The sequence below is a fragment of the Thalassotalea coralli genome (genome assembly GCF_055786205.1).
This window is the reverse complement of the sequence record NZ_JBVVBK010000002.1, coordinates 424,772-441,226: the sequence shown is the minus strand read 5'-3', so window position 1 is coordinate 441,226 and position 16,455 is coordinate 424,772. Positions and strand designations below refer to the sequence as shown.

The 16,455-nt window shown below is 39.7% G+C and carries 14 protein-coding genes; 8 read left to right on the top strand and 6 right to left on the bottom strand.

The features are described from left to right. Window positions 1-87: 87 nt before the first annotated feature. A complete protein-coding gene (locus ACOB80_RS07365) occupies window positions 88-1,110 on the top strand; it encodes a sensor histidine kinase (RefSeq protein ID WP_473165344.1) in 1,023 nt (340 codons plus the stop codon). After that, complete coding sequence (locus ACOB80_RS07360; protein ID WP_473165162.1) at window positions 1,110-1,934, top strand: LytR/AlgR family response regulator transcription factor; 825 nt, start codon at window positions 1,110-1,112, stop codon at window positions 1,932-1,934. Before ACOB80_RS07365 ends, ACOB80_RS07360 begins: the two co-directional genes overlap by 1 nt. A gap of 2 nt (window positions 1,935-1,936) precedes the next feature. Here ACOB80_RS07360 and ACOB80_RS07355 read toward each other — a convergent pair whose 3' ends face one another. The 3 genes from ACOB80_RS07355 to ACOB80_RS07345 form a co-directional block, all read right to left on the bottom strand. Next, window positions 1,937-2,941: a 6-phosphofructokinase gene (locus tag ACOB80_RS07355; protein WP_473165161.1), complete on the bottom strand. Its 1,005-nt coding sequence runs from the start codon at window positions 2,939-2,941 to the stop codon at window positions 1,937-1,939. 206 nt (window positions 2,942-3,147) lie between these two features. Then, a complete protein-coding gene (gene pyk / locus ACOB80_RS07350) occupies window positions 3,148-4,587 on the bottom strand; it encodes a pyruvate kinase (RefSeq protein WP_473165160.1) in 1,440 nt (479 codons plus the stop codon). 83 nt (window positions 4,588-4,670) lie between these two features. Further along, complete coding sequence (locus ACOB80_RS07345; RefSeq protein ID WP_473165159.1) at window positions 4,671-5,519, bottom strand: MurR/RpiR family transcriptional regulator; 849 nt, start codon at window positions 5,517-5,519, stop codon at window positions 4,671-4,673. A gap of 287 nt (window positions 5,520-5,806) precedes the next feature. On the opposite strand from ACOB80_RS07345, the gene zwf reads away from it, so the two are divergent. The 5 genes from zwf to ACOB80_RS07320 are packed head-to-tail and all read left to right on the top strand — an operon-like array spanning window position 5,807 to window position 11,416. Next, window positions 5,807-7,276 carry a glucose-6-phosphate dehydrogenase gene (gene zwf / locus ACOB80_RS07340; RefSeq protein ID WP_473165158.1) on the top strand — a complete coding sequence of 490 codons (1,470 nt, stop codon included), beginning with the start codon at window positions 5,807-5,809 and terminating at the stop codon, window positions 7,274-7,276. After that, complete coding sequence (gene pgl, locus ACOB80_RS07335) at window positions 7,276-7,968, top strand: 6-phosphogluconolactonase (RefSeq protein WP_473165157.1); 693 nt, start codon at window positions 7,276-7,278, stop codon at window positions 7,966-7,968. Before zwf ends, pgl begins: the two co-directional genes overlap by 1 nt. A 3-nt stretch (window positions 7,969-7,971) precedes the next feature. Then, window positions 7,972-9,795: a phosphogluconate dehydratase gene (gene edd / locus ACOB80_RS07330; protein ID WP_473165156.1), complete on the top strand. Its 1,824-nt coding sequence runs from the start codon at window positions 7,972-7,974 to the stop codon at window positions 9,793-9,795. Further along, window positions 9,795-10,769 (top strand): glucokinase, encoded by a 975-nt coding sequence (locus ACOB80_RS07325; protein WP_473165155.1) that lies wholly within the window; start codon window positions 9,795-9,797, stop codon window positions 10,767-10,769. Before edd ends, ACOB80_RS07325 begins: the two co-directional genes overlap by 1 nt. A gap of 2 nt (window positions 10,770-10,771) precedes the next feature. Beyond that, a complete protein-coding gene (locus ACOB80_RS07320; protein ID WP_473165343.1) occupies window positions 10,772-11,416 on the top strand; it encodes a bifunctional 4-hydroxy-2-oxoglutarate aldolase/2-dehydro-3-deoxy-phosphogluconate aldolase in 645 nt (214 codons plus the stop codon). Window positions 11,417-11,498: 82 nt separating this feature from the next. Here ACOB80_RS07320 and glpQ read toward each other — a convergent pair whose 3' ends face one another. Beyond that, window positions 11,499-12,551: a glycerophosphodiester phosphodiesterase gene (gene glpQ, locus ACOB80_RS07315; protein WP_473165154.1), complete on the bottom strand. Its 1,053-nt coding sequence runs from the start codon at window positions 12,549-12,551 to the stop codon at window positions 11,499-11,501. Between the two features lie 65 nt (window positions 12,552-12,616). Here glpQ and ACOB80_RS07310 point away from each other — a divergent pair, with 65 nt between their 5' ends. Next, complete coding sequence (locus tag ACOB80_RS07310; RefSeq protein ID WP_473165153.1) at window positions 12,617-13,123, top strand: GNAT family N-acetyltransferase; 507 nt, start codon at window positions 12,617-12,619, stop codon at window positions 13,121-13,123. On the opposite strand, the gene ACOB80_RS07305 is transcribed toward ACOB80_RS07310, so the two are convergent. Together ACOB80_RS07305 and ACOB80_RS07300 are read right to left on the bottom strand one after the other, a co-directional pair. Then, a complete protein-coding gene (locus ACOB80_RS07305; RefSeq protein WP_473165152.1) occupies window positions 13,120-13,815 on the bottom strand; it encodes an SOS response-associated peptidase family protein in 696 nt (231 codons plus the stop codon). The two genes, ACOB80_RS07310 and ACOB80_RS07305, sit on opposite strands and share 4 nt — an antisense overlap. Before the next feature lie 336 nt (window positions 13,816-14,151). Further along, the gene (locus ACOB80_RS07300; protein WP_473165151.1) at window positions 14,152-16,134 is read right to left on the bottom strand and encodes a methyl-accepting chemotaxis protein; all 1,983 of its coding nucleotides are present in this window, start codon (window positions 16,132-16,134) and stop codon (window positions 14,152-14,154) included. Window positions 16,135-16,455: the final 321 nt, after the last annotated feature.

Sequence of the window (16,455 nt, the reverse complement as noted above, 5' to 3'; positions counted from 1 at the left end):
TCATAATTTACATTAACGTAACGATAAAAGTTGATCCGTGTGAAGTGGACTAAAACCTTTGAAAATAAAGATCGCCTATTCTGGTTTATGCATTCTGCAGGCTGGTGTGGCTTTGCCTTGGTACATTACCTAGGGTCTTTGCTGCACGATTTACGCGATATATTTACAATAATCATCATTCTTAACGCGTATTCAGGATGGATGCTCAGCATTCCGCTGCGTTATATTTATCGAAAAGTTTGGAACCAGTCACCGCTAAAAATGGCGATTGTCGTACTAGTCAGTTCCTTTATTGCTTCGGTTCTTTGGCAAATCGTTCAGAATATCAATTATTGGGAAATTTATAAGCATGGCTATCGTCCTGAGCATATGATTTATTATGCCAAAAATAGCATGTATGCTTTCTCAATCATGTTGGGGTGGAGTGTCTTGTACTTTGGCACTAAATACTACCAAATGCTTCAAAAAGAAAAACAAAACGTTCTTCAAGCGAATACGGTTGCTCATCAGGCCCAGCTGAAAATGTTGCGTTATCAGCTGAACCCACACTTTCTCTTTAACACGCTTAACGCAATATCTACGTTAATTCTGATCGAAGATAATAAAACCGCCAATGGTATGGTAACCAAATTGAGCGAGTTTTTACGTTATTCATTAGATAAAGACCCAATGAAAAGGGTGACGTTAGAAAGTGAAATTCAAGCGTTGAAGTTGTACTTAGATATTGAAAAAGTGCGCTTTGAAGAACGCTTGCAAGTGTCAATTGATATAGAATCAGACTGTAAAAATGCTTTAGTCCCTAGCATGATATTGCAGCCACTCGCTGAAAACGCGATTAAATATGCTATTGCTGTTCAAGAGGAAGGCGGAACAATTTCAGTCGTTGTGAAGAAATTTGGTGACGATTTGTTACTAGAATTATCGGATGATGGGCCTGGCGCAGAAATTAAAAACGGTAATTTACACCGTGAAAATGGCGTTGGACTAGCGAATACTCGAGAAAGGTTGCAAGCGCTTTACGGAGGAAATTATGCGTTGGTAGTTTCCAATAACACGCCAAATGGTGTTAAAGTTAATATCAGAATGCCTTACGAAGTTGGAAAGAATTAATGAGTCAAACATTATCTGCAATCATTGTCGATGATGAAGCGTTAGCGAGAAAAGGACTATCCTTTCGTTTGAAAGAACATCAAGATATTCAAGTGACGATGGAGTGTAGTAACGGCAGAGAAGCAATAGAAGCAGTTCGCGCGTATCAACCTGATATCATGTTCTTAGACATTCAAATGCCTGGCCTAGATGGGTTTGGTGTTGTGGAAGCTATCATAGAGCAAGGGTTGAAGTTACCGAACGTGGTGTTTGTTACTGCATTTGATCAATTCGCGCTAAAAGCCTTTGAAGTTCATGCGCAAGATTACCTAATGAAACCTGTCGATGAAACTCGGTTATCTCAAGCCTTAGATAAGGTAAGGGAAGCCATTGCTAGCGAAAAAAATGCCGTTGATAAGGATAAGTTAGTTAAACTCGTCAGCGACGTAACTGGCAACGATTGTGAAGGAATTCTCGATAATTTAGCCAATAATAAGCCAGTTGCCTACTCTCAGTATTCCGACGTACTAGCGATTAAAGATGCCGGAGAAGTGAGTAGAGTGCCGGTAAAAGATATCTTATGGATTGATGCGGCTGGTGATTACATGTGCGTACATACACATGATACAACCCATATTTTACGAAAAACAATGAAGCAGCTTGAAGAAAGCTTAGATCCTAAATTGTTTGTTCGAAGTCACAGATCAACCATAGTTAATAAGCACTTTATTGATAAGTTTTGTAGCCAGTTAAATGGTGAATATTACTTAGTGATGAGTAACGGCAAAGAGTTAAAAGTAAGTCGCAGTTACAAAGAGCGTGTAAAACAAGCTGTAACCGCTTAAATTTACGTTTGGCTGTTAACAGCCAAAATATTTTGCTGTGCTTCAATTAAAAATGTGCTCACTTGCTTTTGGTGCAAAATTGCTTGCTTTAGCTCGATATGCACCATGGCATTGTTTTGCTCTCCTATCATGATACTTGTCCTTTTATCGTCAATAGCCTGAACAGCCGCTACTCCCATTTTAGTCGCGAGAACTCTGTCTTTTGCGATAGGCGAGCCACCGCGCTGAATATAACCAAGCGTGCACAAAGTACAGTCTATGCCAGATGCTTGTGTTATTTGGTTAGCTAGTGCTTGGCTACCGCCTGGCCACAAATTTTCTGCGATTAAAATTAAAAAGCTCTCACTTTGAGTTTTACTTGTTTTTTTAATGCAATCAGCAATATGCTCAACGGTATCTTGTGGCTTAGTAGTATCTGTATTTTCAAAAGATAACACTTGTTCTGCTGCACTGGCGATACCAACGTTGAAGGTAATGTGTCCGCTGTGCCTTCCCATTAACTCTACTAAAAACACTCGATCAAATGCATTGGCGGTATCTCGTATTTTATCTATGGCTGAAAGGGCGGTATTGACTGCTGTTGCAAAGCCAATAGTATGATCTGTGCCATCCACGTCGTTGTCTATTGTGCCCGGAATGCCTATGACTTGTCCTGACCACAACTTTTCTATGCTCAATAGTCCTGAGAATGATCCGTCACCACCTATAACAATGAGTGCATCTATTTTGTTTTTCATTAACACAGTGACAGCTTGTTTAACGCCTTGCTCCTCTAACATCGCAGGACAACGCGCACTTTTTAAAATGGTACCGCCTAAGTGAATAATTTGATCAACATAAGTTTCTGTTAAGTGACAACTTTCATCGTTAATAAGACCATTGTACCCGTGATAAAAGCCTGTAACAGAATGTCCATGGGCCTTTGCCGCTAATACGACTGCTCGGATAGCAGCATTCATCCCAGGAGCGTCGCCGCCACTTGTTAAAAGTGCGATATTTTTACTCATATTAACTCCTTGTCATTTCGCTATAGAATTATCTGAAGATGAATTTATCAACCTTGACCAGAATATTAATAACTAAATAGTGGCTTACTAATCTTTTAGTCTAGTTTGGCTTAAAAGGGTATTGTTTTAAACAAATCTATTGATTTAAAACAAAAAAGCTAGCGTACAGTACGCTAGCTTTCTTAAGAATTAATGTTAAGTAGGTTTTACTTAGGAACAGTTAAAATTTTAACTGTGTTACTAGCACCAACAGTTTCCATTAAGTCACCGTGAGTGAAAATAACTTTATCGTTTGGTTTTAAATCTGAATTAGCCATAACTGCTTTTAAAACGTCATCTGAAAGTTGATCATTGTTACTTTCAGTTGAGTCGAATCTTACCGGATAAACGCCGCGGTAGATTGCTGTTTTGTTTAGTGTTTTATCATGGCGAGATAATGCATAAATAGGTAAACCAGACGTAATGCGCGACATAAGTTTCGCTGTATGACCCGACTCAGTCAACGCAATAATCGCTTTAACACCTTTTAAATGGTTCGCCGCATACATTGCCGATAACGCTACCGTTTCTGATACTTCATTAAACATTAGCTCTATACGGTGTCTCGATGTATTAACAGAGCGGTGTGTTTCAGCCCCTAAACAAACACTTGCCATGGAAGTAACAGTTTCGACAGGGTATTTACCAGCTGCTGTTTCACCTGATAGCATCACTGCGTCAGTACCATCCAATACGGCATTGGAAACGTCCATCACTTCTGCGCGAGTTGGCATAGGTTGACTGATCATTGTTTCCATCATTTGCGTAGCTGTAATCACTACACGGTTTAACTGGCGTGTTCTGGCAATGATATGTTTTTGTTTACCGACGAGGGCAGGGTCACCAATTTCTACTCCTAAGTCGCCACGGGCTACCATCACTACGTCAGATGCCAAAATAATATCGTCTAACACTTTATCGTCGTTTACGGCTTCTGCACGCTCGATTTTTGCAACAAGTCTAGCGTTACAGTTAGCTTCTTGCGCTAATAAGCGCGCTTCACGCATGTCGGCAGCGTCGCGCGGAAATGATACTGCTAAAAAGTCAACGTCGATTTTAGCCGCAGTTTTAATGTCTTCTTTATCTTTATCAGTTAAGGCTGGTGCAGTTAAACCACCACCTTGTCTGTTGATACCCTTGTTGTTTGAAAGTGGGCCACCAATAACAACTTCTGTTGTCACGGTGTCAGCGGTCGTAGATAACACTTTCAGCTGCACTCTACCGTCGTCTAACAGTAAGATATCACCAGTATCTACATCTTTAGGTAGGTTTTTATAGTCGATACCTACTTGCTCTTGAGTACCTTCACCTTTTCCTAAAGTGGCATCTAGTTTAAAAGTATCGCCAACAGCTAATTGTATTGGACCGTCTTTAAAGGTTGAAACTCGAATTTTAGGTCCTTGTAAGTCACCTAAAATACCAACATAAATACCTAACTCACTTGCTAATTCTCTTACTAAATTAGCGCGTGCTATGTGATCTTCGGCAGTGCCGTGTGAAAAGTTTAAGCGGACAACGTTTACTCCCGCTGCTAATACTGATTTTAGCGTTTCTCGATCTTCAGTTGCTGGCCCTAATGTTGCAACTATTTTCGTTCTTCTAGGCATTTTAATCCTTCTTTCGTCACGATTATTTTTTAAGTGTAAATGCAGCGAGCATTCAAAATTTGTTTACTAATATGTTTTGCGTTCTATTCTTTTCGTTCAAAACGAGAGCTTCTTAGGCTATCTTTTACTTTCTTTAAGTTATCTCTAAATTTCGTTCCTCGGCGCAAAGTAAAGCCAGTTGCTAAAATATCGACTAAGGCTAGCTGCGCTATTCTAGAGGACATTGGCATATAAAGATCTGTATCTTCAGCAACATCAACAGAAAGTACGATACTACATTCTTTTGCTAGAGGTGTCCCTTCTGTGGTTATTCCAATCACTGTCGCATCATTTTCTTTTGCAAGTGCCGCAACTTCTACAAGTGACTTGGTTCTTCCTGTATGAGAAATGAGCACAACTACATCGCCTTGTTGGCTATTAATAGCACTCATTCTTTGCATTAATATGTCATCAAAATAAACGACAGGAACGTTAAATCTAAAAAACTTGTTCAAGGCGTCATGTGCGACAACAGCTGAAGCGCCTAAACCAAAGAAAGATATCTTGTTAGCTTGTGTAAGCAAGTCAACTGCGCGATTAATGGTATTGGTATTGAGGCTTTTTCGTGCCAACTCTAGGCTTGCCATGGTGGATTCAAAAATTTTTGCTGTGTATTCATCAGCAGTATCATTTTCATCAACATGTCGGTTTACATACGGGGTTCCATTCGCCAAGCTTTGTGCCAGATGTAATTTAAAATCTGGGTAACCTTTAGTATCCAATCGACGACAAAATCTATTAACGGTTGGCTCACTAATGTTTGCTTGTTTTGCTAAAGCCGCGATACTTGCGTGGATTACTGTATTTGGCGAAGACAAAATCACGTCAGCTACTTTGCGTTCTGACTTACTGAAACTGTCTAGTTCATTAGCAATTTTTTCCAAAATATTCATGCAGTACACCCTAGATCTTTTTATTAACTGTAATAAATTTTCTGTTAAATCTTCTAAAAAAATGAAAATTTATTTCACATTTTCACCCAATATAAAACAAAATGGCAATTTTTTGCAAATGTTTAATACTTATTCAATAACAATTGTGGTCACGAAAGCTTTACAGTGCCTAAATTTAAAACAATGTAGTAAAATTACAAAAAATGCTTTACTGAGGGCGAAAGTCGCGATAAATTAGCGTTAAATGTAGTTTAGTTACAATGAATCAGTACTAGAGACCCATATATATGAAAATTACAGAACAACAGGCTGCTAGTGAAATTGTATTATTTGGTGTGTTAGGTGACTTATCTCGCCGCAAGTTGTTACCCGCACTTATTCAATTAGAGAATGAAGGTTTAATTCATCCAGAAAGCCGCATTGTCGGTGTTGCTCGACAAGATGTTGATGTAGACGGTTTTATCGCTTTAGTAAGAGAAAGCCTTGATACGTTTGTAAAAGAAGATATCGCTGCGTCAGTCGTAGAAAAGTTCCTATCTCGTTTGACTTACCAGCAATTGGATTTTAAAGACACTGCCAGTTACCAAAGCTTGGCATCTCTGTTAGCGTCAGGCAATGAAACACGCGTTTATTACTTCTCAACGCCTCCTGCAATTTATGGTGATATTACTGAAGGATTAAAACAAAGCGGCTTAATCACAGCTAACGACCGTGTTGTCATGGAAAAGCCAATTGGTCACTGTTTAGAGTCGTCGAAAGTGATTAACGACCAAGTTTCACGCTATTTCAACGAGTCGCAAATCTATCGTATTGATCATTACCTAGGCAAAGAAACCGTACTAAACCTTTTAGCACTGCGTTTTGCTAATTCGTTGTTTACGACTAACTGGGATAGAAACTGTATTGACCATGTGCAAATTACTGTCGCGGAAAGTGTCGGTATAGAAGGGCGCTGGGGATTTTACGACGAAGCTGGCCAAATGCGTGATATGGTGCAAAATCACTTACTACAAATTCTTTCTTTATTGGCGATGGAACCTCCTGCTGATTTAGGGGCAGATAGCATTCGTGATGAAAAACTTAAAGTTATCAAAGCACTAGTTCCTATAACTGTTCAAAACGTTAAAGAAAAAACGGTTCGCGGCCAGTACACTGACGGCTTTTTAAATGGTAATCCTGTTCCTGGCTACTTGAATGAAGATGATGCGAATGAAAACAGTGCGACTGAAACTTTTGTCGCAATCAAAGCTGAAATAGATAACTGGCGCTGGTCTGGTGTTCCGTTTTATTTAAGAACGGGCAAGCGTATGCCAGCTAAGCACAGTGAAATTGTGGTTCATTTTAAACCGCAACCACATAATATCTTTAAAGAGACTTTTGCCGATCTTCCTTCAAACAAGCTCACCATTCGTTTGCAGCCTGATGAAGGGGTTGAATTGCAAATGATGAACAAAATTCCGGGTATAGCCACCCAACTTAATATTCAAGAAAACAAACTCGATTTGAGCTTTAACAAAATATATAAAGATCAGCGAGTCATCGACGCATATGAGCGTTTAATGCTAGAAGTATTAAACGGTAATCAATCGCTATTTGTACGCAGAGACGAAGTCGAAGCTGCGTGGTCTTGGGTAGACAGCATTATTAATGCATGGCAATCAAGCAATGAAGCACCAAAACCATATGCTGCGGGTTCTTGGGGACCTGTATCATCAATTTCGCTAATCGCACGCGATGATAGACAGTGGGTAGAATAATGTACCAGTTAAATGAATTTAGTAGTCGCGACGCGTTAGATTTAGCGTTAGCAGATAAGATTGCACAGCAGTTAGAAAGTGCGGTAAAGCAAAAAGGTAAAGCAAGTATTGCTGTGTCAGGTGGCTCTACGCCAAAAGGTCTATTTAAAGTGCTTTCCGCAAAAGATCTACCTTGGGAAAACATTACTATTACCTTAGCTGATGAGCGCTGGGTACCTATGGATAGCAAAGACAGTAATACCAAACTTGTTCATGAAAACCTTTTGCAAGACAAAGCAGCGCAAGCAAAGTTCTTTCACATAAAACAAGGTGAAGAATTAACAGATGAAGTGTTGGCTGATCTGAATTTAGCCGCTAATTCTTCATTACTACCTTTTGACGTGCTGATTTTAGGTATGGGCGAAGATGGCCATACTGCTTCATTATTTCCATGTAGTGAACAAATTACTTATGGGTTAGCTAAAGATTGTGACGCCTTGTTAAAAGTGGAGCCAACTACTGCACCACACACTCGTATCTCATTTAGCTTCCAAGCGCTTAAGAAAAGTGCTTCTACCATTTTGCATATCTGTGGCGCCAGTAAGAAAGACGTGATGGAACAAGCGTTAGCTGAAGAGCATATCGAAAAAATGCCGATAAAAGCATTTCTACAAGACCCAGAAGTAAATACTGAAGTATTTTGGGCGGAGTAAATCATGAATAAACAAATCCAAGCAATTACCAATAGGATCATAGAGCGAAGCAAAGGCACTCGCCAAGCTTACTTAGCTAAAATAGATGCCGCAAAAGCAACAACAGTGCATCGTGCGAATTTGTCTTGTGGAAACTTAGCACATGGCTTTGCTGCTTGTTCAAAGCAAGAAAAGTCGGTACTTAGAGGCATTAATCAATCAGACATCGCGATTGTTTCTGCTTATAACGACATGTTATCTGCACATCAGCCGTATGAAACTTATCCTGCGATCATTAAAGAAGCTGTCGCTGCAACTGGCGGTGTAGCTCAGTTTGCTGGTGGCGTGCCGGCGATGTGTGACGGGGTAACTCAAGGCCAACCTGGTATGGACTTGAGCTTAATGAGCCGTGATGTTATTGCCATGTCTACAGCTGTTGCACTATCTCACAATATGTTTGATGGCGCCTTAATGCTAGGGATATGCGATAAGATTGTCCCTGGTTTGTTAATTGCTTCGATGACATTTGGCCATTTACCGACAGTGTTTGTTCCTGCAGGCCCAATGCCATCAGGTATTCCAAATAAAGAAAAAGCACGTGTTAGACAACAATTTGCAAAAGGCGAGATTGGTGAAGACAAACTGTTAGAAGCCGAATCAGCTTCTTACCATACGGCGGGTACTTGTACTTTCTATGGAACAGCAAATTCTAACCAGTTAGTGGTTGAAGTAATGGGGCTTCATTTACCTGGCGCTTCTTTTGTTCCGCCAAACACGCCATTGCGTGATGCATTAACAAAGGCTGCGGCAAAACAAGTAACACGCTTAACACAGCAATCTGGTAATTATATGCCGGTTGGCAAAATGATTGACGAACGCTCAATTGTAAATGCTATCGTTGCTTTGTTAGCAACGGGTGGCTCAACCAATTTAACTATGCATATTATCGCTTTTGCTAAAGCGGCGGGCATTATCATTGATTTCCAAGATTTCAACGACTTATCTGATGCCGTGCCATTGCTTACTCGCATTTATCCTAATGGCTCAGCTGATGTAAACCACTTTCATCAAGCGGGCGGTATGGCGTTGTTGTTCAGAGAGTTACTATCAGCGGGTCTATTACATGAAGACGTTGATACTATTTGTGGTCACGGTTTATCACGTTACACCCAAGTACCAGTGTTAGAAGACGGTGAACTTAAATGGGTAGAAGGATTTACTGAATCTGGCGATAAAGATGTTATCGCAACGACAAGCGCTCCGTTTAAACCTGATGGCGGTTTAAAAGTACTTAAAGGAAATCTTGGCACTTCAGTATTAAAAACATCGTCACTTCGCGAAGGAAGCTCAGTCATAAAAGCGCCTGCTATTGTTTTTGAAGATCAACATGAACTTGAAGCAGCGTTTAAAGCAGGTGAGCTAGAAAAAGATTTTGTCGCAGTGGTGCGCTTTCAGGGACCTAAAGCGCGAGGCATGCCTGAGCTTCACAAATTAACGCCACCACTTGGCGTGCTTCAAGATAAAGGCTTTAAGGTTGCCCTAGTTACTGACGGTCGTATGTCAGGCGCATCAGGTAAGGTACCAGCAGCTATTCATTTGTGCCCTGAGGCACTCGATGGTGGCTTAATCGCAAAAGTTAAAGACGGCGATATGATTTCCGTTGACGGCGAATCAGGTCAATTAACTTTACTTGTCGATGAGCAAGAGCTAGCTGCGAGAGACAATGCTCTGTTTAACGTTAATGGTCATCATCAAGGGATGGGTCGAGAAATCTTTGGTTTTATGCGTAGAAACCTAAGCACAGCTGACACTGGTGCATGTTCATTGTTTGATGACGGTGAACCTTAATGAGTGACACAATTTTAAATTTAGTTGCTGATATCGGCGGTACCAATATTCGAATTGGTATTGCGCGCCCTAATGGTGAGGTAAGCTCCATTGAAGTATATCAATGTCGCGAATTCGCCACGCTTGCAGCAGCCATTCGATTTTATTGGCAAGAAAACCACTTGGCTGGAAACAAATTTAACGCGTGTTTAGCTATTGCTTGTCCAGTTGATAACGATTTAGTAACCATGACTAACCATCATTGGAGCTTTTCAAAAAAGGCGCTTCAAGAAGAGTTAGGTTTAAACAAGCTAATCGTTATTAATGACTACACAGCAATTGCACACTCAATTCCTGTATTGTCGGATGAGCAACGATATCAGATTGGCCATGGCGAAATAGAAGCGGGTAGACCTATCTCTATTTGCGGACCTGGCACGGGTTTAGGCGTAGCTAACTTAATTCCAATTGCTGATAACTGGCATGTTATCGGTGGTGAAGGCGGTCATGTTGATTTTGCGCCAGTCGATGAGCAAGAAAGCAAAATTTTAGATTATTTGCTGTCTAAATATCAGCATGTTTCATATGAGCAGTTACTTTCAGGCTTAGGTATAGAACAAATTTACCAAGCAATTTGCGCCATTAAGCAAGTAGCACCTGAAGCGTTGGCTGCGCACGAAATTAGTACGAAAGCGTTGCAAAATGACTGTGAATTATGTGAGCAAGCATTATTACAGTTTTGTAAAACCTTGGGCAGCTTTGCTGGCAATTTAGCGCTGACCATGTCTAGTTTTGGTGGTGTGTATATCGCCGGTGGTATTGCACCAAGAATGATTGAATTTATTGAAAAAAGTGAGTTTAGAAGCCGATTTGAAGCTAAAGGCCGATTATCAGGATTTAATCACAAAGTTCCAACCTTTGTTATTACAGAGGCGCAACCTGGAATTTTAGGGGCTTCAGCTTATCTGCGACAACACAATAAAGAGGATGTATGACCTTGAATAAAAATTGGCAAATTACACCAAATGACTTATTTGCTCTTGGGCCAATAGTTCCGGTATTAGTTATTAAACGTGTTGAAGATGCACTTCCAATTGCGGAAGCTTTGTTGGCAGCAGATATTCGAGTTTTAGAAGTTACCTTGAGAACACCTGCGGCACTAGACGTTATTCGTACAATTTCAGAAAATTTACCTGAGGCCGTTGTTGGCGCAGGAACAGTAACCAATCGTGCTTTATTGCAAGCGTCTGCAGACGCAGGTGCTAAATTTGCGATAAGCCCAGGCCTAACATCTGATTTGTTACAAGCAGGTAAAGAGGGCGATGTTGCCTTGATTCCTGGCATATCCTCTATCTCTGAATTGATGGACGGCATCGATGCTGGTTATGATCACTTTAAATTCTTCCCAGCAGAAGCTTCTGGTGGTGTAAAAGCTATCCAGTCAATTGGTGGTCCGTTTCCTGATATTCGTTTTTGTCCAACAGGTGGTATAAATCTAAATAACATCAAAGATTATTTAGCGCTTAAAAACGTGAAATGTTGTGGTGGATCTTGGTTAGTGTCAGATGAAATCGTTGACAATAAAGACTGGGGGAAAATTACTCAGCTCGCTAACGAAGCGAAAGCGCACGTAGAGGGATAATTCTGAAGTTAACCACGATATTGTTAGCTATACGAGAGTTATTAGAAAAACGCCTAAATATTGTTATTTAGGCGTTTTTGTTTTATTTATATTTGGTTTGAATAATGGCTTTGGTGACATCGGTAAAGTCAGTGAAAAGCCCGTCAACTTTTACTTGGTTAATGTACAAGTCTACAAGTTGTTGGTAGCTTTTTGCATAACTAGGCAAGTCATCTTGTCTAAAAGTGTAGGGGTGCGCTTGTAAACCTTGCTGGTGTATAAAGGCAACTTTATTTGCTAACGCTTCAATATCTTTCTTTTTTGCATTTTCCGGTAACGCATTTCCTAACCAAAAGCCAATCCCGTTGGCGTAGCTTGCAACTTCTTTAATACCGTTATTAGACATCATGTGGTTGTAGTTGAAATTAACCCACTGATAATCAATCAATACCTTTGTCTCGTGCCATGAGGTGTCTGCAACAAGTTGTACAAGTGGGATATTTATATCCATCTGCTTAAACAGTTCATGTTTTATCCGTTTTAAGGCAACAGGGTCGAAGCTTTGTAAGTAAACTTGCTGTGGTGTTTGATGGTAGCCATATTTCTTCAGTATTTTCAACGCACTTACCGCGATATCTTTTTTATGTTGTAAGTGAAACCAAGGTGCTTTTATTTCAGGATAGATACCAACCGACTTGTTTGATGCTTTATTTAAGCCTTGAATAAACTCAATTTCTTCCTCAAAAGTGTGTATCGCAAATCTACTTTTAAAAATAGGGAAGCGTTTAGGGTATTTGGCGGAAACTTTATTGTTTTCGGTATTAAACGGCGAGCTGATACTTAAGGTTCTTAATTCCGCGAGAGTGAAGTCAATAACATAGTACTTACCATCTTTTCGTTTCTTATTAGGGAATAGCTCTGCGACATTTGTAGTGTTATCTAAGTATAAATCATGAAATACAACGAGATGATCATCTTTAGTCATCACCAAATCTTGTTCTAGAAAATCTGCCCCCTGGCCATAAGCTAGTGCTTTCGCTGCCAATGTGTGATCAGGCAAATAGCCGCTAGCGCCTCTATGAGCAATAACGATTGGCTCTTTCGCGAGTAATGTCGTAGTAAAAAGTACCAGTAGGAATAAAGTAATAAATTGCATAGTGAATCTAAGTTTTAAAGCGTAAGATAAAACCAGCTATTTAACTGATTAAAGATGAACATTTAATGACACCTGAACCTGCAATGCAATTTAAATCGTTGACTAAAGCTTTGTTCGAACAGTTCTGGCTAGAATTTGAACGAGTTATCAAAGCACAGCAAACATATGCATTTGATCCCGATATGTCGTTTGAACAAGCGTTTTCCTACTGGGTTGAATCGACTCAAGAAAGTTATGCAGTCTGTGAAAATGAGCGAGTCATTGGCATTTATTACTTAAAGCCGAATGGACAAGGCCCCGCAAGTCATATATGTAATTGTGGTTACATGGTAGCGTCTTTTGCTGGAGGGAAGGGAGTAGCAACTAAAATGTGTCTCCACTCTCAACAAAGAGCGATAGCGCTAACTTATTTAGCGATGCAGTTTAATTCAGTGGTATCGACTAATGTCCATGCTGTAGCGTTATGGAAAAAGTTAGGTTTTGAGCAAATCGGCAGAGTACCAAAGGGCTATCAGCATAAAGAGTTAGGTTTAGTTGATACTTTTATTATGCACAAAGCTCTCAAATCTTAGTCAGCTGCTAGCTGCCACGGTTCTCCAATCGGTTGATATTCACTTGGCTTGTTAATAGGGAAGACATTTAATGGCTGAGGTATGTGCGGCGTCATTAAAAAATTAAATGCTTCTGTGTTGGTAAAGTTAGGATCTATCCACGCTTTTAGTAAATTCGGATCTTGCGGCAAAATTAATGGCATCGACTTTTTATGGATGTTTTCAAGTTTAGGGTGGGGCGGTAATGTAATGACCGAACAAGATAGTCGTGATTCACCCGTTTGTGGGTGAAACCATTGGCGATACAGCCCTCCAAAGGCGATTGCTTGCCCATCAATTGCTTCTACGTCATGGTAATGAACGGGCTTTTTATTGATAAACTCAGTTTCGCCAAAGCCTTTTGCAGGAATAATGCAGCGGGTCTCTTTAAAAGGAGTAAAGCCAGCACTTCTTGGCACGTTAAGTTTATCGTAACGAGTGTTAAAAGACGTATATTTAGAAGGTTTAAAGTCTATATCGGTTTTGTCTAGTAACAGCCACCAAGTTGCATCATCTACTCTAGGTTGTCCATTGATATTTCTTATTATTGAAAGGGTGTCAGTTGCACGCTTAAAGCGAGAAAACTTAACTACTTCTCGTGGATTTAAAATACCTAAATCTTCGATAAGTTTTATTACAAACGGGTCGTCGCTAACGTTTAATCTGCCACACATTTCACTATTCCTAACTAAATATCAGAGCTTATTATCGAGCTTAAGTCTATGTTATTTCTTCATTAATATTTTCTCAATGTTTTCACAATAAAAATACAACCCAAAATTATTTATCATTTATTACTATAGTGCAGAGTTTGGTCTTCGGCTGAAGTAAAGCGCATGGTTTTGTGAAGATAAGGGAGAAATCTTTGCATAAGGGAGACCATATTAGCTTTTGTTTTCTCAGCCATTTTTATGTGCATTACATATGGGGAATTAACTGACGCAATTTAATTAATACAATAAAAAAAAACGAGCCTAGTGGCTCGCTTTTTAATTCAAATGAACAATTGATTAGTAAGTAAACTGCTTCAATTGCGTGTCTAATCCATTTACTGCGCCTTTTAGGGCGACCGCTTGTTGACCGAGAGAGTCCACCATATGAGCGCCTTCGTCGGCAGATTCATTAACATGACTCATCGTCTCGCTAATTTCGTGTATGGCTTTAGTTTGTTGAACACACGCTGTCGCGACCTGACTCATATCGTCTTGTATTGCATCAAGTAATTTACCTATTTCAAGCATAGAGTCGCTAGAGCCGGAAATTTCTAAGTTAACTTTTTCCGTTTGCTCAATACCTTGAGTCATCCCTTCACCAGCTTGGGCAATTTTACCTTGTAACCCTTCAATAACCGCGGATATTTCTTTTGTGGATTCTTGCGTACGTGAAGCTAAACTTCTTACTTCATCGGCAACAACAGAAAAGCCTCTGCCATGTTCACCAGCTCGAGCAGCTTCAATGGCAGCATTTAGTGCTAGTAAATTGGTTTGGTCGGCAATGGCGTTAATTACATCAATTACTTGCCCGATATTTGCTGATGCTTGTTCTAGCTCGTTGATAATCGTATTAACCGAGCCAATGCGCTCACCAAGTAAACTCATATGATCTGAGGCTGATTTTGCTATTTCTATAGTTGTTTCGGTTTTTGCTCGCATTTCATTAGCAGCAGAAGAAGTTCGTGTCGCGTTTTGCTCTATTTCTGAAGCACTAGCAGACAATTCTGTTGCAGCAACACTCGCGGTATTTAATCCCTGCTTATCGTCTTGCGTTTTATTGATCAATTGATTAGCGATATCTTCTATTTGAATCGATACTTCTTCTACTTTTTGTTTGTCTTGTGCAACGCCTGTAATAACACTACGTAGTTTCTGCATAAAGTTATTAAAATAGATAGCAAGTTTACCGGTTTCATCCTTACTAACCACGTCTAGTTGCAACGTAAGGTCACTATCACCGTCAGCAACGCTAGAGAAAGCTTCTGTTAGTTTAGCGAGTGGTTTAGCGATAACCGTAGTTATAAAATATAACACCACCAAAGTTACTACTAGCATTGCAATACTAGACATTAATTGACTAATAACAGCATCTTGTGCGGGATCATCAACTAATTCCGTTGGTACAAACAGAGTTAAATACCAGGTCATATTGGGAGATTCAGGCTCAATTTTGGCGTACAAAGCATAATATTCTTTGTTTTTAATGGTAACTGGCACTAAAGAATTAGGCTGTGCTGATTGTAAATTCACTAGTCCCGTTGTTCCTGATTCCTTTTCATAATCAGCAATAGGTGTGTTTATTTTTCTTTCAATAACAGCATCTGGAAAAGTAACATTTTGCCATTTGTCATCAAACAGAGCTGCAAAGCCTTGTCCATCTACCTTTATGCTGCGACTTAATTTCGCGATGTTATTTAAAGAAATATCAATTCCACCAGCGCCAAGTAAGCGTCCACCTTGATACATTACCTGCTCAACAGAAACTGAAATGGTGCCAGTGATAATATCTACAGCTGGAGCTGTGGTTAACATGTCTTTGTATTCAATTGCGTGTTGATACCATGGTCGCTTGCCCACGTAATAATCTGAGTCTACACCTGTTACGCGATCTTCAGCGAAATATTCTTGTGTATGCTCTGATGCATAAAAAGCTGAAAGAATATTTTCGTCTCTTGAGCTTACTTTATGTAAAACTCTATTTAAGCCTTGATATTCTGGCTCTGAGCCTGTTAAAGCGCCACGATCGGTATGAGCAACCATCCAATCGATAACTTCAGGAGAATTAATAAAGGTGTCTGTTACTTTTGCATATTGTGCAAAATAAGATGATACGCGCTGAGCATCCGTTTTCAGCAGGTTGACTATCTGTTGTGTTTTGTCTTCTTGCGCTGCCTCGTAATCATTACTGGCAAATATAGCAGTACGAAACAACACGGCCACAACTGCAAATGCAGAAATGGTAAACAAAATTTTCTTTTGAATAGAATCAAGCTGCAACATATGTAGTACCTACTTCTAGTGGTAATTGGGATTGATGTTTTTATTCTTATAGATCTACCTTAGCAAAGGTTAGACCAGACGACAACGCAGTCGTTATGAATATAAAAGTCGTTGTCTTGATAATCTTATCGGCAGCGTACAGTGTATTTTTAATAATAAATAAGCGTGATTAGGTACAATTTTTATAACGTTTTCAATGACAACAATGATGACTTATAAAGTAAAACTCACTGGTTCTCTTTTGTATAGTGAAGTGAAAGGAGAGGGGTAAGACAAAATTGTTAGTGTTATGTTTCTTAGAAAGTAAAAAAGCCGCTAAAA